Origin of the sequence: Luteimonas terrae (assembly GCF_031457535.1) — a bacterium.
Lineage (GTDB): Bacteria > Pseudomonadota > Gammaproteobacteria > Xanthomonadales > Xanthomonadaceae > Luteimonas > Luteimonas terrae_A.
Genome location: NZ_JAVDWO010000014.1, coordinates 44,000 through 60,734, shown reverse-complemented (window position 1 = coordinate 60,734; position 16,735 = coordinate 44,000). Strand labels below are relative to the sequence as shown.

Below are 16,735 nucleotides of genomic sequence, written 5' to 3'. Positions count from 1 at the left end.
TCCCCGTAACGCTCCGTTCGCGCGCGAGCGCGCTCCTACAGAAGAGCGGTCAGCGGCCGACGCATGCGCGTCCGCTCACGGAATCAGATGCCGTCGCAGCGCCGGCACCTGCTGCGCGAGTTCGTCTGCAACGATCGCGGCGAACAGCGCGGCGCCTTCCGGGCCGAGATGCGTGTAGTCGAACGCGAGCTTGGCCTGGCCCATGGGTTCGGTCGCGGCGTTGTCCTGCGCAACAGATGCGGCAGCCGCGGCTGCTCCCGGAGGCGCGGCTGTTGCCGTGGCGGCGCTGGGCGGCGTGCCGATCGTCGTGCCCGCCTGCGCGGCGACGACCTGTTCGGGTGCTGCCGGTCGCTGTGCGGCGCGCATCGCGAGCACCGGGCCCATGCCCTGCACGAGGTCCCGGCTGCGCGCGTGCAGATCGACCAGCGGCACGTCGAGTTCGCGCGCGACCGCACGCGTCGCCTCGGCCCAAGGCGCGAGATCGTCGAGCAGGCGGCCGTCCTCGAACTGCCGGCGCGTCAACGGTGTCACCAGGACCGGGTGCGCGCCGGCGGCGCGGATCTCGGCGACATAGCGGCGCAGATTGTTCGGGAATTCGGTGGTCAGATCGGTCGAGCGGCCGGGCTTGCCCGGCTGATCGTTGTGGCCGAACTGCACGAGCACATACACCGCGTCGAACGGCCCGGTGCGCATCTCGTGCAGCGCGATGTCCCACGAGCCCTCGGCGCGATAGTTGTAGGTGCTGCGGCCACCGCGGGCGAGATTCACGCAGGCCAGAAACGAGGCCACGTGGCGATCGCAGAACGCGCCGCCCCAGCCGCCCTGCACGGCGGTCGTGGAATCGCCGACGAGTACGATCTTGCTGGCCTGGATCGGCGTGACCGGCGGGCGCATCGGATTGTCCGTGCCGAAGGCGGCGACGGGACAAGCCACCGACAGGGCGAGGGCGAGCAGGCGCGGATGGCGCATGGGTTGGGTTCCGAAAGCGGGGTGGATGCGCGTCGGGCGCGGATATCAACGCACGAAGGGATCGATGGTGCGGATGCGGCCGTCGGCCTCGTGCACAAGCTCGGCCACCTTCGCGCTGCGCAGGTGGGTGCGGTCCGACAGCTCGGTGTCGTGATAGAACAAATACCAGCGGCCATCGACGTCGACGATCGAGTGGTGCGTGGTCCAGCCCTGCACAGGCGCCAGCACGACGCCGCGATACGTGAACGGCCCGTATGGCGAGTCGCCGGTGGCATAGGCGATCGTGTGGGTGTCGCCGGTCGAATACGTGAAGTAGTAACGCCCGTCGTGCCTGTGCACCCACGCCGCTTCGAAGAAGCGCCGGTCGAGATCGCCGCCGCGCAGCAGTGCACCGTCGTCGTCGAGCAGCATCACCTCGCGCGGAGTCTCGGCGAAGGACAGCAGATCGTCGGACAGCCGGGCCACGCGCGGCATCAGCGCGGGCGCCTCGGGCTGCTGCAGGTCGGTGATGCCCATGGACGCGTCGTAGCGGCCCGATACCCAGCGCTGCAGCTGGCCGCCATGGATGCCGCCGAAATAGAGGTAGCGCGCGCCGTCGGCGTCGGCGAACACCGCCGGGTCGATGCTGTAGCTGCCCGCGATCGGCTCGGGCTGCGCGGTGAACGGACCTTCGGGCCGGTCGCCGGTGGCGACGCCGATGCGGAAAATGCCTTCAGCATCTTTCGCCGGGAAGTAGAGGTAGTAGCGGCCGTCGTGCTCGGTCGCATCAGGCGCCCACAGCTGCATCGAGGCCCACGGCACGTCTTCGAGCCGAAGTCCGGGCGCATGCACCGTCACCGGTCCGCCGATGCGGTCCATCGACAGCACGCGGTAGTCACGCATCACGAAGCCGCTGCCGGGCTCGTCGTCGCGCGCCGGCTCGTCGACATCGTGCGAGCCGTAGACGTAGATCCGACCGTCGAACACGTGCGCGGACGGATCGGCGATGAACAGGTCGCGGACCAGCGGTGCGTGCCGGAACGTGGTCGCGCCGGCTGCTGGCGTGTCGGTCGCGATTGATGCGCAGCCGGCGAGCAGTACGACGGCTGCGAGGGTCACTGCGGCATGGTGTGGGCTCACTGCGTACCTCGCTGGATGAAGGGTGCCTGCTGGTAGAGCATGCGCTCACCGCCGCGTGGATCGTTCTCGAGACGCGCAGCGGCGTCGAACACCATCGTCTCGCGCGCCGCCATCGAGTACGGCGCCCAGATTGGCATGCCGGCATGGTTGGGATCGCCGCTGCGCACGAAGGCCAGCAGTGCGTCCCGCATCGTTTCGGCCACGGCGCGCGCTTCGACCGTGTCGCCAGTCTTCGCGCCGGTGACGCCGGTGTTGCCGAACACCAGCGGGATGTCGAGCGTGTGGAAGGCGCGCATGCGCGCGCCTTCTTCGGTACGCGGATACCAGTCGAGCTGGTAGGCCCAGGTGTTGGTGCCCTGTGCAGCGCGTACTTCGAGCTCCTCGACCGCGCCACGCCACGAGCGTCCGGCGGTGGTCGCCGCGAAGAACACCTCCGAGGGTGTGTAGTCCGGATACAGGCGCCGGTACTCGGCCACGACGACGGCCGGGTCGAGATCGACGAACTGCTGCGTGCGCAGGTTCGCCGGCAGGTCGTCCCAGTGCATCGTGAAGTTGTGCGGATCGTTGCCGAGGAATGCGCGGGTCTCGTCGCGGGTGTTGCCGATGACCATCGGGATGTCGGCCGACTGCGGCGGCGCGTCGGGCCAGAATGGATGCCGCGGCAGGTTGACCGTGTCCACGACCGGTCCAAAGTAGAGCGCGCTCTCTTCCACGCGCGAGGGGTCGCGCACTGTCTGCGCGTCAAGCAGCGCCTGCATCGGCAGCGTGCGCAGCCGGACGATCTCTGCCGGCTGCAGGCCGAGTGCATCGAGGTAGATCTGCGCACGCTGGGTGGCGGCGCGCGGGCCGGCGGCGGTGACCTGCTGGCCGCTCATCGTCCAGGCCCGGTGGAACAGGCCGCGCGCCGCCGGCATCGCCATCAGCGTCGCGATCTTCGCGCCGCCGCCGGACTGGCCGAACACGGTGACGTTTGCGGAATCGCCGCCGAATTCGGCCGCATGCGTTTTCACCCATTCCAGCGCCTGCACCAGATCGAGCTGGCCGACGTTGCCGGCGTGCGCGAATGACCCGTCGCCGAGATCGCGCAGATGCAGATAGCCGAACGCATTGAGCCGGTGATTGACGGTCACGACCACGACGTCGCCGCTGCGGCACAGCGCGCCGCCGTCGTAGAGCGGGTCGCTGCCCGAGCCGGTGTTGAAACCGCCGCCGTGGATGTAGACCAGTACCGGGCGCTTCGCGCCGTCCCGCAGCGCGGGCGTCCAGACGTTGAGGCGCAGGCAGTCCTCGCTGCCGGGGCCCTCGCTGCCGCGCTGCGGCGCAGAAGGCCCGTACTCGAACGCATCACGCACGCCGCGCCAGGCGGTTTCCCGCAACGCAGGTTGCCAACGCCGCAGCGTGGTATCGGCGCCATATGGAATGCCCCGGAAGACATGCACCCCCTGCTCGATGCTGCCGCCGATGCGTCCGCTGCGCACGCGCGCGACGGTCGTGCGCGGCGCAGGATCGGCGGCAAAGACGCCGGGCAACGCGGTCAGCGCCGCGGCGCCAGCGCCGACACGCAGCCAGTGGCGGCGGCCGGGATCGGTAGGTGTGTCGGTCATGGCGTGGGCGTCTGTTCCTGGATCCAGTCGATGGCCAGCTGCGGCCAGCGGGCGAGGGCGCCGGTGGCACCGCGGGTGCCGAATCCGTGCCCGCCGTGCGGAAAGATATGCAGCGATGCCGGCACGCCCGCGTGCAATGCGGCGGCATGCATGGCCAGTGTATTGCCGACCGGCACGACCTCGTCGTCCTGCGCATGCAACAGGAACAGCGGGGGGGTGCGGCCGTCGACATGCAGATCGGGTGAGAAGCGTTCCAGCGTGTCGGCATCGGGCGTGTGATCCGCAGCCAGCACACCCGCCCGTGAGCCGGGGTGCGCCAGCGGTGTGTGCATCGAGATCACCGGATAGACGAGCAGGGCGAAATCGGGACGCCCGGGCTGCGTATCCGCCGCGTCGACAGCGGGATAGACGGCCTCCGGCGTGGTGGCGAGCCGCGCGGCGACGTGGCCACCGGCGGAGAAACCCATCACACCGACACGCGCCGGATCGATTCCGTAGTCGGTCGCGTGCGCGCGGATCAGCCGCATCGCACGTTGTGCATCCGCCAATGGCGCATCCGCGCCTTCGGCATGTGTACGGTCCGGCAGTCGATAGCGCAGTACGAACAGGGTGATGCCAGCTGCGTCGACGAACGCGGGCACCAGGGCGGTGCCTTCCTTGTCCAGCACGATGCGCGCGTATCCGCCGCCCGGCGTCACCAGCAACGCGGTGCCGTTCGGGCGCGCGGGCGTGTAGATGGCGAGATAAGGCGCGCGGACTTCTTCGATGATGCGGTCCGGCGCGGTGGGGTCATCGCTGCGCTCGGTGATCCGCCCCTTCGGCGCGCCCGCGTCTGCCGGCCACAGCGTGAGCGTCGGCACCGCATCGTCGCGTGCAGGTGCAGCATCGGCAGCCGCGGACAGCGCGAGCAGAAAACTGCCGAAAAGCACTGCAATTCCCCAGATTCGCATTGCAATTATCCCGTCTTCCTATCGCGTCTTCGTGTTTTTGCCGCAGTGCACATTGAAGATGACACCGGTTTACCATACAAGACACCCCCAGGCATCGCGATCTGCGGTGCAGCAAACGGACCCAGGCCAGGAGCAACCCGCTTGAACAACGCCTCCGCGCATCTGCCGACGTCGAATCCGACGCCGAGCGACGCCACCCGCGGCATCGTCGACGCGTTCCTCGACGCACGCAGGAACGGGCACTCGCTGCCCGGTTTCCCCGGTGACATCCCCGACGATCTCGTCGCCGCCTATGCAGTGCAGGACGCTGCGATCGCGCAGTGGCCCGACACCCTGGTCGGCTGGAAGGTCGGCTATATCGTCCCGGAAAAGCGCGATGCATCCGGCGACGAGCGCCTGCTCGGACCGGTCTTCCGCAACCGACTGCAACGCGCGGACGCCGCCACCGAGTTCCACGTCTTCGAGGGCGGATTCGGCGCAATCGAGGCCGAGTTCGTGCTGCGTCTTGATGCTGACGCACCGGTGGACAAGATCGACTGGACGCCGGACGAGGCGGCGGCGCTGCCGTCGACGCTGTTCGTCGGAATGGAAGTCGCGAGCAGTCCGCTGGCGACGATCAACCAGCTCGGCCCACGCGTGGTCGTGTCGGATTTCGGCAACAACAATGGTCTGATCGTCGGCGGCGAGATCGCGGACTGGACGACGCTCGACGAGGCCACGCTGACCGCGGAGAGCTGGATCGACGACGCGCGCGTGGGCACCGGTGGTGCCACCACGCTGCCCGGCGGTCTGCGCGCGGCGTTCGCGTTCGCGCTCTCGCGCTCGGCACGTCGCGGCCGTCCGCTGAAGGCTGGCGAGCTGATCGCGACCGGCAATGCCACCGGTATCCACGACATCCTGCCGGGTCAGCTGGCCCGCGTGGTGTTCCCGGGACACGGCGAGCTGGTGCTCACCGCGCGCGCGGCGACACCGCAGACGGAGGAGAGCGCGGCATGACGACGCGGCGCGCCTTCCTCGCCGGATTCGGCGCGGCCTGCGCCGCGCCGTTGCTGCCGTCCGTGTTGCGTGCCGACGAGGCGAGCACGGTGCTGACCGCCACCGACGTCCACGTCGCCAACTACCCCACCGTCGAGGCGGTGCAGTGGATCGGCGAGACGATGGCGCGTGAGACCGGCGGCCGCGTGCGCCTGCGCCAGTACCACTCGGGCCAGCTGGGCCGCGAGTCGGAAGCGATCGACATGGCGCGCTTCGGCGCGATTGACATGACCCGGGTCTATGCCGGTGCGCTCAACAATGCGTTTCCGCTGACCACCGCGCTGTGCCTGCCGTACGCGTTCGATTCCGTTGCGCACATGCGCCATGCGCTCGACAGCGGCGTGGCGCAGACCGTGCTCGACGGCTTCGGCACCCGCGATCTCGTCGGCCTGGCGGTCTACGACAGTGGCGCGCGCTGCTTCTACAACACGCGCCATCCGATCGTGACGCCGAAAGATCTGCACGGACTGAAGCTGCGTGTCGCCGCCTCGGACATGTTCATCGATCTGGTGCGGTTGCTCGGCGCCAACCCGACGCCGATGTCGCTCGGTGACACGTTCTCCGGCATGGAGACGAACATGATCGACGGGGCCGAGAACAACATGCGCAGCTTCCATTCCAGCCGTCATTTCGAGGCCGCGCGCTACTGGTCGCAGAGTGACCACTCGTATGCACCCGACATCCTGTTGATCTCGCGGCGCTCGCTGGATGCGTTGCGTCCAGGGGACCGTGACCTGCTGATCGACACCGCGCGTGCATCGGTCCCGGTGATGCGCGGACTGTGGGACGAGTCCGAAGGGGCCGCCCGACAGTCGGTGGCGGACTACGGCATCGCGTTCAACGATGTCGACATGGACGCCTTCCGCACCGCGGCGCAGCCGATCCGCGATCGCTATCTGCAGCAGCCGGATCTGCAGGCCCTCTACCGTCGCATCCGCGACCTCGCCTGATCCGCCAGGATCCGACACGGGAATCCACGATGTCCGAAGACACGACCCTCGCGCCCGAAGTCGCTCACAAGAGCGCGCTCGATCGCGTGGCCGATGCCGTCATCGCCGTTGCCGCCACCGCCCTGTTCGGGCTGGTGATCGTGCAGGGCTGGCAGGTGTTCGCCCGCTATGTGATCAACGATTCGCCCAGCTGGACCGAGCCGGTGACGCTGCTGCTTCTGAGCACGGCGATGAGCCTGGGTGCGGCTGTGGGCGTGCATACCAACCGCCATTTCGGCTTCTTCCTGTTGCAGGAGCACATGCGCCCGGCGATCCGGCGCGTGGTCGAATTGCTGGTGCCGCTTGTGATCGTGGCGATCGGCGCGGTCATCGCCTGGTGGGCCACGATCCTGCTGTTCGATGGCCTGGGCATCAAGGCGGCCGGCGCGAATCTGCCGCAGAGCATCAACTATCTGCCGCTGGCGATCGGCGGCGCGCTGATGGTGCTGTTCGCACTCAACCATTTCGTGCGCGTCCTGCGCCCTGCGCCGGCCGGGGAGGGCCACTGACATGGCGATCGCGCTTCTGTTCATCATCTTCGCAGTGCTGCTGATGCTCGGCGTGCCGGTGGCGTTCGCGCTGGCCGCGGCTGCGCTGGCGACACTTCTCTATCTCGATCTGCCGACGATCGTGCTCGTGCAGCAGATCTCGGCAGGCACCGGCACCGCCTCGCTGATAGCGATTCCGCTCTTCATCTTCGCCGGCGAGATCATGATGCGCGGCGGCATCTCCGAACGCCTGATCGCGCTTGCGTCGTCGCTGGTCGGCCGGATGCGCGGCGGCTTGGGCCAGGTGTCGGTGCTGTCGTCGCTGTTCTTCGGCGGCGTGTCGGGCTCGGCGATTGCCGACGTGTCGGCCGTCGGCGGCACGATGATCCCGCAGATGGTCAAGCGCGGTTACGACCGCGACTTCGCGGTCAACGTCAGCATCACCGCGGCGCTGGTCGCACTGCTGGTGCCGCCCTCGCACAACCTGATCCTCTACACCGCAGCGGCCGGTGGCGGCCTGTCGATCGCCGACCTGTTCGCGGCCGGCATCATGCCGGCGCTGCTGATGACCGCGGCGCTGATGCTGACAGGCTATCTGGTCGCGCGGCAGCGTGGTTACGGCGTGGAGATCTTCCCGGGCTGGCGTGCTGTGCTGCTGCGGCTGGTCTCGGCGCTGCCGGGCCTGGGCCTGGTCGCGCTGATCTTCGTCGGCATCCGCATGGGCATCTTCACCGCGGTCGAGAGCGCGGCGGTGGCGGTGGTCTATGCGTTGCTGGTGACGACCGTGCTGTACCGCCAGCTGCGGCTGCGCGAGTTCATGGAAACGATCGTGCATGCGGCGCGCAGCACTGGCGTGATCCTGTTCGTGATCGCGACCGCCTCGGTGTTCGGCTGGCTGCTGGCCTATCTGCAGGTACCGGCGGCGGCGGTCGACTTCCTGCAGTCCTTCGCGCACAGCAAGCTGGCCGTGTTGCTGATGATCATCCTGGTCCTGTTGCTGCTGGGCACGTTCATGGATCTGGCGCCATTGATCCTGATCTGCACGCCGATCTTCCTCCCCGTCGCACGCGCCTACGGCATCGATCCGATCCACTTCGGCCTGGTGCTGGTGCTGGCCGGCGGTCTGGGTCTGGTGACGCCGCCGGTGGGCTCGGTGCTGTTCATCGGCACCGCGATCGGCAAGATCACGGTCGTGGAGAGCATGCGCACGATCTGGCCGTTCTGGATTGCGGGCTTCGTGGTGTTGTTGATCGTGGCGCTGTTCCCGGAAATGTCGTTGTGGTTGCCGGGGGTATTGCGCGCCTGATCGGTGAGTAGTTATTGACCACGAGACGGCCCCGCTTGCGGGGCCGTTTCTTTTTGTTGAACCAGCCTTGCGTTGATTGTGTGTTCGTTTGTGCCTTCGCCTTTCGCTGCTGTTCGCCTTCGCTCCACCGCCGTCATTCCCGCGATCGCGGGAGGCGCTTTTCAACAGCGCTTAGCGCTGGTCATCCATGTTGATTGTGCTTTGGCTATCGTTTCGTCCCTTGCCTTGGCTTGGCTTGGCTTTCAGCTTTTGACTTCAATCGAGCCGTAAAGCGAGCCGAGCATCGCAGGGGGGCGGGGTCGAAGAGCAGCCCATGTCTGAGCGTAGCGAGTTTGGGCTGCGTGCCCCGGCGACCGAGAAGCGCAGGGAACCGGCACGGCATAGCCGTGTCGGATCGCGTCCGGCGAAGACGGTTTTGCTTACTTTTGCCAAGACAAAAGTAGCCGCGCGACAGCGCGGAAGCCCTGTACTTGATCTTCGCGAAGCGAGCGTTTCGCTTCAGAGCGCGTAGCGCCAATGCGAAAGCAAAGAGCAAGGCCGAAAAGCTCAAGCAAGTGCAGGGCTTTCGCCCGCTGCGCGTGCGAGTCCCTTTTGGATGGACCCAAAAGGAACCAAAAGGTCCCTTCGCCGGACGCGAGCCGATGCGATGAAGCCGCATCGGTCCCCTGTGCTCCTCGCCTGACGCGGCACGCAGCCCAAACTCGCTGCGCTCAGACATGGGCTGCTCTTCGGCCCCGCCAGGCTCCAGTGCTCGGCTCGCTTTACGGCTCGATTTCAAATCAAAAGCTGTAAGCCAAAGCCAAAGCCAAAGCCAAAGCCAAAGCCAAAGCCAAACCCAAGGCCAAGGCCAAAGCCAAGGCCGAACGCGGGGCAGGGCACAGCCAACGTTCCGCTGGGATAGAACACTGGAGCGTGTTCGAGTCCGGCTTCATGGGACGGGCTCGGGCGCTGCGGCACCGGCAGTCTGCGCGCGCGCGAAGCGTGCCTCTGGCCAAAGCTGTTCGCGCGCAAGCGCGCTCCTACACATCGGGCCGCCTCGTGACTTTGTAGGAGCGCGCTTGCGCGCGAGGGCCTTTCCACGTGCGCGCGCGCACACAGAGTGATCTTGCCGGACATCCTTCGCGCGCGAGCGCGCTCCTACAGGAAGCATCGGGTGATCGAATGCGGGTGGCCGGACGCAGCGCCAGTGACCGGAGGTCTCAGCGCACCTGCAGGTTCAGGGCATCGCCGCGCGGCGCGCTGCCGCCTGCGCCCATCGGTCGGCAACTGCCGGCGAGGTCAGGCAAGCGACCGTATCGGTCACGGTGGTGACCGCGCGCTCCAGCAACTGGATATCCGCCTCGTGCTGACGTGCGACATGCGGGTCCTCGAAGAACACTGCGCGCTGACAGCGGCCGGACAGCACGAGGTCGGCGATCTGCGCGTCGCCGCCGAGCGGCCCGCTCTTGAAGCGCTGCGTCCAGGACTGGTCGAGGGGCCAGCCGCGCTGCCAGGCCAGATCATTGAGAAGCTGGCCGGTGGTGCCGGTGGCGACGCGAGCGTGGAAGCGCGACAGCAGATCGAAATGACGTTCAACGAACTCCAGCATTTTCGGCTTCATCGCATCGTGGGCGATCAGCGCGAGTGTCTGCTGTTCGAACGCGTGCAGATCGTCGGCGCCCGGATCAGCGGGCAGGCCGGCGTGCAGGCGCTCGCTTTCGATGAAGTCGCGCGCCGAGGCGACGGTCGACAGGAATGGTTTGCCCTGGATCACGCACTGGCGTTTCAACGCCACCGCTTCGGGAAAGATCGATGACGGATCCACCGGATCGATCAGATAGACCACACCGTCGAGCGTGCGTGCCGGGCCGAGGCCGACGATTTCGGCGACCAGCGTCATCAGGCCGCCTTCGCGCCCGTAGGGATACCGCTGCAGCCCCGTGTGTCCGGCGAGCGCGTCGCGTTCGACGATCGCATCGAAGGTGCGACCTACGGCATGCAGTCCGATGTCCAGTGCCCGGATGCCTGCGCCGCTGGCGCGTAGCCAGCGGAACAGGGCGGCGTCCGGGCGCGCGTGGTGCAGCCGGTTTGCCGCCAGTCCCAACCGCATCAGCCTTCCATCTGCTCGAGTTCGCGGCCGCGTGTCTCGTTGACGTAGCGCAACACGAATACCACCGACAACGCCGCGGCGATTGCATACAGGCCGTAGGCACCCGCCAGGCCGATCCCGGCCAGCAGCATCGGGAAGGTCCAGGTGATCAGGAAGTTCGCGCCCCACTGGAACAGGCCTGCAACCGCGAGGCCCGAGCCGCGGATCTGGTTGGGGAACATCTCGCCGAGCATCACCCACATCACCGGGCCCCACGAGGCGTTGAAGAAGATCACGTAGAGGTTCGCGGCAACCAGTGCCAGCAGCCCCATCGAGTCGGACAGCACCAGCCGGCCGTCGTCACCGAGCGTGCCGGTCCAGAACGCGGCGGTCACCGCCGCCAGCGTGACCGCCATGCCGGCCGAGCCGATCCACAGCAGCGGCTTGCGACCGATGCGGTCGACCAGCAGCAGCGACACGACGCAGGCGCCGATGCTCAGCGCGCCGGAGAGCACATTGATCAGCAGCGCATCGTTCTCCGAGAAGCCGACCGCCTGCCACAGCACGGCGCCGTAATAGAACACGACGTTGATGCCGACCAGTTGCTGGAACACCGCCAGACCAATGCCGACCCAGACGATCGGGCGCACGCGCCCCGTGACCTTGGACATGAGATCGGAGAACTTCGGGCGATGCAGATCGGAGGCCAGTGAATCGCGGATCTCGCCGAGCTTGCGGCGGCCGTCGATGTCGCCGTACAGGCGTACCAGCACGGCTTCGGCCTGTGCCAGCCGGCCGCGGGCGACGAGGAAGCGCGGACTTTCCGGAATCGCGAACAGCGCCAGCAGGAACAGGGTGGCCGGCGCCATTTCAATCCAGAACATCCAGCGCCAGGCCTCGAAGCCGGCCCAGAATTCCACGGTCGAGCCGCCGGCAAACCGTGCCAGCAGGTAATTGCTGAGGAACGCCGCGAACAGGCCACCGATGATCGCGATCTGCTGCACCGTGGCCAGCCGGCCGCGGTAGCGCGCCGACGACACTTCGGCGATGTAGGCGGGCGACATCACGCTCGCCGCGCCGACGGCGAGGCCGCCGATGATGCGGTAGAGCACGAATTCCAGCGAACCGGTCGCGATACCCGAGCCCCAGGCCGAGACCAGGAACAGCACGGCGGCCACGATCAGCAGCGTGCGGCGGCCGAACACGTCTGCCAGCCGGCCGGCGAAGAACGCGCCGACCGCGCAGCCCAGCAGCATGGACGCGACATTGAAGCCGGTGCCCACCGAGTCGGAATTGAACGCCCGCTGCAGGCCGTCGACCGTGCCGTTGATGACGCCGCTGTCGAAGCCGAACAGGAATCCGCCGATCGTGGCGACACAGCTGATCAGGATGATCAGCCGTGTGTTCTCACCGCTCTGTGTTGCCGTCATGTGCATCCCCTCCCGAGGGCGTGTCGTGATGCGCTCAGCGACGCAGGTACTGGTTGACCAGGTTCTCGTAGAGTTCCTGGCGCCCACTGCGCTGGCGCGGCTCGCCGGAGCGTAGCGCAATCGCATGCAGGTCCTGCAGCCCGCGTTCGCCGTTGGCGAAGGCCAGGCCGTCGCCGGCGTCGAAACTGGCGTAGCGTTCCCGGCGCCAGGTTTCCAGCGGCGAGGCTTCCAGCAGCGCATGCGCGACCTCGAGACCGCGTGCGAATGCGTCCATGCCACCGATGTGCGCGGCGAACAGATCTTCGGCATCGGTGGATTCGCGGCGCACCTTGGCGTCGAAGTTCAGTCCGCCCGGGGCAAGGCCGCCCTGGCGCAGCACGACCAGCATCGCGCCGACGGTGTCGTAGAGATCGCTCGGGAACTGGTCGGTGTCCCAGCCGTTCTGCGGATTGCCACGGTTGGCGTCGATGCTGCCGAGCATGCCGGCGTCGCTGGCGACCTGCAGGTCGTGTTCGAAACTGTGGCCCGACAGCGTGGCGTGGTTGGCTTCGATGTTGAGCTTGAAATCCTGGTCGAGCCCATGCGCGCGCAGGAAGCCGACGCAGGTCGCGCTGTCGAAATCGTACTGGTGCTTCATCGGCTCCATCGGCTTGGGCTCGATGAGGAAGTTGCCGGTGAAGCCGATGCTGCGGCCGTAGTCGCGGGCCGCGGTGAGGAAGCGCGCCATGTGGTCCTGTTCGCGCTTCATCTGGGTGTTGTGCAGGCTGGCGTAGCCCTCGCGGCCACCCCAGAACACGTAGTTCGCGCCGCCCAGTTCGACCGTCGCGTCCAGCGCCGCCTTGACCTGCACGGCCGCGCGCGCGACGACGGCGAAGTCCGGATTGGTCGACGCACCGTTCATGTAACGCGGGTGCGAGAACAGGTTCGCCGTGCCCCACAGCAGTTGCATGCCGGTGGCCTGCTGGCGCTGCTTGGCCAGCGTGACCATGTGTCGGAGGTTCTGTTCGTATTCGCCGATGTCGTCGGCATCCGGCGACAGGTCGATGTCGTGGAAACACCAGTACGGCACGCCGAGCTTGGTGAAGAATTCGAACGCGGCGTCCAAGCGCGCTTCGGCCTTGTGCAGCGCGGTGCCGGTGCCGGCATCCCATGGATACGCGCGCGAGCCGGGGCCGAACGGATCGGCGCCATTGCCGCAGAAGCTGTGCCAGTAGCACGCGGCGAAGCGGAGGTGCTCGGCCATCGTGCGGTCGCCGATCGTCTTGTTGGCGTCGTAGACCTTGAATGCCAGTGGATTGTCGGAGTCCGGGCCTTCGAACGCGATGCGGTCGATGCCGGGAAAGTACGTGGTGTCGCCGGTGAAAACCTGGGGGGACATGTCGGGTTCCGTGGTCGGTCGTGGGGGAGGGCGATCAGGCGCGGTAGAGCGGTGCGATCGCATCGAGATGGCGCTCGAAGGCGCGGTACTGCATGCGGTAGGCGTCGACGCTGGCGGCGTGTGGCTGCGCGGCGGCGGACGCGTCGAGTTGCACATGGGCATCGACGACATCGACCAGCGCGGCCCGGCCGCCTACATGGCGCCGCAACGCCCACAGCGCCTGCAGAGCCGCGCCGAAGGCTGCGCCTTCCGGCTGCGTCGGCACCGAGACCGGCAGATCGAGCATGTCAGCGGCCATCTGCCGCCACGCCGCGCTGCGGCTGCCGCCGCCGGTGAGCAGCAGGGTGTCGAAGTGCAGGCCTGCATCGATGAAGGCATCAAAGCCACTGCGCAGGCTGCAGGTGGCGCCTTCCATCGCCGCGCGCACCAGATGCGCGGGGGTGGTGTTCGACGGCGTCATGCCATGCAGGCAGCCACGCCCGGCCGGCAGGTTCGGCGTGCGTTCGCCGTTGAAGAACGGCAGCAGCAACAGGCCGTCGGCGCCGGGTGCGGTCTCGGCCAGCAGCGCTTCGCGCGCGGCCGTGCCCAGGCCCAGCAGCCGGCCGATGGTCTCGGTGGCCACGGTGCAGTTCATCGTGCAGATCAGCGGCAGCCAGCCATCGGCCGACGCGCAAAACGCAGCCCAGCGCGCCTCGTCGTCGACAACCGGCTGCGCGGCATGCGCGAACAGCGTGCCCGAGGTGCCGAGACTCATCGTCAGTCGGCCGGGCACGACGTTGCCGGTGCCGATGGCCGCCATCATGTTGTCGCCGCCACCGACCGACACGCGCACGTCGGGCGACAGGCCCAGCGATTCGGCGGTGGTCGCGCGGATCGGGACGCTGGCGTCCGCGTCGAGCAGAGGGGGCAGGCACAGGGTGAGATCGCGATCGGGATCGATCGCCGCCAGCAGTTCCGGCGACCAGCGCCGCGTGCGGACATCCAGCCAGCCGGTGCCCGAAGCATCGCCGGCTTCCATGAAGCGCTCGCCGGTCAGCCAGAAATTGAGGTAGTCGTGCGGCAGCAGCACGGTGCGCATCGCGCGCCAGGCGTCGGGCCGATGGGTGCGCGTCCATGCGAGTTTCGACGCGGTGTAGCCGGCGAGGATCGGATTGCCGGCCGCGGCGATGCAGGCGGCCTCGCCGCCAACCGCGATCATGATCGCGTCGCATTCGGCCTGCGTGCTCGTATCGCACCACAGCTTGACCGGCGCGACGACCGCGCCCGCCGCATCGACCGGCACGAAGCCGTGCTGCTGGCCGGACACGCCGAGTGCGCGGATGCGCTGGCGGATGTCCGCGGGGATCTGCGCGAAGCAGTCGGCGATCGCCGTCGTCCACCAGTCGGCCTGCTGTTCGCGGGTGCCATCGTCGCGTTCGATCAACGTCAATCCAACGCTGGCGGCTGCGATCACGTCGCGGCGGTCGGTGTCGTAGATCAGGAGTTTGACGCTCTGCGTGCCTGCGTCGATGCCGGCGACAAGCGTCACGACATGACCCGCGGAAACACGCTGTAACAGCTGGCTATCGGTGTCATTCTGGGGCGGACTGCAGCGGCTTGGGTCGTCACGACTGTAGCGGCGCACCCGGGAAAAGCCTTGCTGCGACGCAAAATGATGGATCCGGGCCGGTCTGCTAGGGTCCGTTGACTATCGGTGTCATCACTCGCATGCGCCGGCCGTTTCTACCTGGAGTTGCTGATGTCGCGATCGATGTTGCGTGCCCCCGTTCTCGTTGCCTGTCTCGCAGGCCTGTCGCTCGCTGCCGGCGCGTTCGCCGCGCCACCGGCTGCCAGCGCCACTTCAGACGCATCGCCCTGGGCGCGCGGTATCGAGAACCAGCGCAAGGCCGATCTGGGCGACGGTACCTTCCTCAACCCGGTGTTCGCGGGCGATCGCCCGGATCCGTCGGTGCTCAAGGATGGAGACGACTACTACCTCACGTCATCCTCGTTCGATGCCTATCCGGGCCTGCCGCTGTGGCACTCGCGCGATCTGGTGAACTGGCAGCCGCTGGGCCATGCGATCACGAAGAACGTCGGCTCGATCTGGGCGCCGGACATCATCAAGCACGGCGAGCGCTACTACATCTATTTCCCCGCGCGCACCGGCGGCACCGAAGGCAGCGAGCGCAGCAATTACGTGGTCTGGGCCGACGACATCAAGGGGCCGTGGAGCGAGCCGGTCAACATCGGCCTCGGCCGCTACATCGATCCCGGCCACGCGGTCGGCGAAGACGGCAAGCGTTATCTGTTTCTCAGTGGCGGCGCCTACGTACAGCTCTCCGACGATGGCCTCAGCGTGGTCGGCGTGCCGAAGCACGTCTATGACGGCTGGCAGTATCCGGAAGAATGGGACGTTGAGGCCTACGCGCAGGAAGGCCCGAAGATCAATTTCCGTGACGGCTGGTACTACATGACCACCGCCGTCGGTGGCACGGCCGGTCCGCCGACCGGGCACATGGTGATCACCGCGCGCTCGCGTTCGATCCACGGCCCGTGGGAGAACTCGCCGCACAACCCGATCGTGCGCACCGTCGATCGCAGTGAGCCGTGGTGGTCACGCGGGCACGCGACCATCGTCGAAGGCACCGATGACCGCTGGTGGATGATCTATCACGGTTACGAGAACGGGTACTGGACGCTCGGCCGCCAAGCGCTGCTCGAGCCGATCGAATGGACCGACGACGGCTGGTTCGTCGCCAAGGGCGGCGATCTCGGCCAGCCGCTGGCCAAGCCCGCCGGCGAGTCGGTCGGCCAGCACGGCATGGCGCTCTCGGACGATTTCAGCGGCGACACCCTCGGCGCGCAATGGTCGTTCTACGATCCGACGCAGACCGAATACGAGCGGCTGTCGTTCGGCGACGGCACGCTGACGCTGCAGGGCAAGGGCACGCAGCCGCGCGACAGTTCGCCGCTGACCGTGATCGCCGGCGACAAGTCCTACGAATTCCAGGTGGAAATGGAGATCGAGCCGGGCGCGCAGGGCGGGGCGCTGCTGTTCTACAGCGACAAACTGTATGTGGGTGTGGGCAGCAACGGCGAGCGTTTCATCATGCATCGCTATGGCGAGGAACGTCCCAACCAGATCGCGCCCGCCGCGGGCGGCAAGCTGTGGATGCGGGTGCGCAACGATCAGCACATCGTCACCATCCACACGAGCACCGACGGCGAGACCTGGACCAAATATCCGGTGCAGATGGAAATCTCGGGCTACCACCACAACGTGGCCGGCCGTTTCCTCGCGGTGAAGCCGGCGATCTACGCAGCCGGCGAAGGCAAGGTGCACTTCCGCGACTTCCGGTACCGCGCGCTGGACTGACAGGTCCGCCCAGGTGACCGGCGCCGCCGCACGGCGGCGCG

The 16,735-nt window shown here is 67.5% G+C and carries 14 protein-coding genes; 5 read left to right on the top strand and 9 right to left on the bottom strand.

All coding sequences use genetic code 11. The features are described from left to right. Positions 1-75 precede the first annotated feature (75 nt). Genes J2W68_RS15190 through J2W68_RS15175 form a run of 4 tightly spaced genes read right to left on the bottom strand, consistent with a single transcriptional unit; the run spans position 76 to position 4,642 of the window. Entirely contained in the window at positions 76-969 is an 894-nt protein-coding gene (locus tag J2W68_RS15190) for a rhamnogalacturonan acetylesterase (protein WP_430539749.1), read from the bottom strand. Positions 970-1,014: 45 nt separating this feature from the next. Continuing rightward, a complete protein-coding gene (locus tag J2W68_RS15185; protein ID WP_310237536.1) occupies positions 1,015-2,025 on the bottom strand; it encodes a glycoside hydrolase family 43 protein in 1,011 nt (336 codons plus the stop codon). A 59-nt stretch (positions 2,026-2,084) separates the two neighbouring features. Beyond that, the gene (locus tag J2W68_RS15180; protein WP_310237414.1) at positions 2,085-3,692 is read right to left on the bottom strand and encodes a carboxylesterase/lipase family protein; all 1,608 of its coding nucleotides are present in this window, start codon (positions 3,690-3,692) and stop codon (positions 2,085-2,087) included. Next, the gene (locus J2W68_RS15175) at positions 3,689-4,642 is read right to left on the bottom strand and encodes an alpha/beta hydrolase (protein ID WP_310237412.1); all 954 of its coding nucleotides are present in this window, start codon (positions 4,640-4,642) and stop codon (positions 3,689-3,691) included. Before J2W68_RS15175 ends, J2W68_RS15180 begins: the two co-directional genes overlap by 4 nt. A 141-nt stretch (positions 4,643-4,783) precedes the next feature. Between J2W68_RS15175 and J2W68_RS15170 the strand changes: the two genes are divergently transcribed. Genes J2W68_RS15170 through J2W68_RS15155 form a run of 4 tightly spaced genes read left to right on the top strand, consistent with a single transcriptional unit; the run spans position 4,784 to position 8,460 of the window. Beyond that, positions 4,784-5,638, top strand: a complete 855-nt coding sequence (locus tag J2W68_RS15170) for a 2-keto-4-pentenoate hydratase (RefSeq protein WP_430539748.1) — start codon at positions 4,784-4,786, stop codon at positions 5,636-5,638. Continuing rightward, positions 5,635-6,627, top strand: a complete 993-nt coding sequence (locus J2W68_RS15165; protein ID WP_310237409.1) for a TRAP transporter substrate-binding protein — start codon at positions 5,635-5,637, stop codon at positions 6,625-6,627. Before J2W68_RS15170 ends, J2W68_RS15165 begins: the two co-directional genes overlap by 4 nt. Positions 6,628-6,656: 29 nt before the next feature. Continuing rightward, positions 6,657-7,175 (top strand): TRAP transporter small permease, encoded by a 519-nt coding sequence (locus J2W68_RS15160; protein WP_310237407.1) that lies wholly within the window; start codon positions 6,657-6,659, stop codon positions 7,173-7,175. Between the two features lies 1 nt (position 7,176). Continuing rightward, positions 7,177-8,460 (top strand): TRAP transporter large permease, encoded by a 1,284-nt coding sequence (locus J2W68_RS15155; protein ID WP_310237405.1) that lies wholly within the window; start codon positions 7,177-7,179, stop codon positions 8,458-8,460. A gap of 774 nt (positions 8,461-9,234) precedes the next feature. Here J2W68_RS15155 and J2W68_RS15150 read toward each other — a convergent pair. The 5 genes from J2W68_RS15150 to xylB all read right to left on the bottom strand — a co-directional run bounded on the left by J2W68_RS15150 (position 9,235) and on the right by xylB (position 14,864). Then, positions 9,235-9,471: a hypothetical protein gene (locus J2W68_RS15150; protein WP_310237402.1), complete on the bottom strand. Its 237-nt coding sequence runs from the start codon at positions 9,469-9,471 to the stop codon at positions 9,235-9,237. A 205-nt stretch (positions 9,472-9,676) separates the two neighbouring features. Next, positions 9,677-10,549 carry a methylglyoxal synthase gene (locus J2W68_RS15145; protein ID WP_310237395.1) on the bottom strand — a complete coding sequence of 291 codons (873 nt, stop codon included), beginning with the start codon at positions 10,547-10,549 and terminating at the stop codon, positions 9,677-9,679. Then, a complete protein-coding gene (locus tag J2W68_RS15140) occupies positions 10,549-11,964 on the bottom strand; it encodes a sugar porter family MFS transporter (protein WP_310237392.1) in 1,416 nt (471 codons plus the stop codon). Before J2W68_RS15140 ends, J2W68_RS15145 begins: the two co-directional genes overlap by 1 nt. Positions 11,965-11,992: 28 nt before the next feature. Next, the gene (gene xylA, locus J2W68_RS15135; protein ID WP_310237389.1) at positions 11,993-13,336 is read right to left on the bottom strand and encodes a xylose isomerase; all 1,344 of its coding nucleotides are present in this window, start codon (positions 13,334-13,336) and stop codon (positions 11,993-11,995) included. A gap of 34 nt (positions 13,337-13,370) precedes the next feature. Further along, a complete protein-coding gene (gene xylB, locus J2W68_RS15130; protein ID WP_310237386.1) occupies positions 13,371-14,864 on the bottom strand; it encodes a xylulokinase in 1,494 nt (497 codons plus the stop codon). A gap of 210 nt (positions 14,865-15,074) precedes the next feature. Between xylB and J2W68_RS15125 the strand changes: the two genes are divergently transcribed. Next, positions 15,075-16,694, top strand: a complete 1,620-nt coding sequence (locus tag J2W68_RS15125; protein ID WP_310237382.1) for a family 43 glycosylhydrolase — start codon at positions 15,075-15,077, stop codon at positions 16,692-16,694. Positions 16,695-16,735: the final 41 nt, after the last annotated feature.

Coding starts and splice junctions, on each gene's coding strand:
- J2W68_RS15180 (WP_310237414.1), bottom strand. CDS start 3,692: ATGACCGACACACCTACCGATCCCGGCCGCCGCCACTGGCTGCGTGTC.
- J2W68_RS15145 (WP_310237395.1), bottom strand. CDS start 10,549: ATGCGGTTGGGACTGGCGGCAAACCGGCTGCACCACGCGCGCCCGGAC.
- J2W68_RS15125 (WP_310237382.1), top strand. CDS start 15,075: ATGTCGCGATCGATGTTGCGTGCCCCCGTTCTCGTTGCCTGTCTCGCA.
- J2W68_RS15175 (WP_310237412.1), bottom strand. CDS start 4,642: ATGCGAATCTGGGGAATTGCAGTGCTTTTCGGCAGTTTTCTGCTCGCG.
- J2W68_RS15140 (WP_310237392.1), bottom strand. CDS start 11,964: ATGCACATGACGGCAACACAGAGCGGTGAGAACACACGGCTGATCATC.
- J2W68_RS15190 (WP_430539749.1), bottom strand. CDS start 969: ATGCGCCATCCGCGCCTGCTCGCCCTCGCCCTGTCGGTGGCTTGTCCC.
- J2W68_RS15155 (WP_310237405.1), top strand. CDS start 7,177: ATGGCGATCGCGCTTCTGTTCATCATCTTCGCAGTGCTGCTGATGCTC.
- xylA (WP_310237389.1), bottom strand. CDS start 13,336: ATGTCCCCCCAGGTTTTCACCGGCGACACCACGTACTTTCCCGGCATC.
- J2W68_RS15165 (WP_310237409.1), top strand. CDS start 5,635: ATGACGACGCGGCGCGCCTTCCTCGCCGGATTCGGCGCGGCCTGCGCC.
- J2W68_RS15160 (WP_310237407.1), top strand. CDS start 6,657: ATGTCCGAAGACACGACCCTCGCGCCCGAAGTCGCTCACAAGAGCGCG.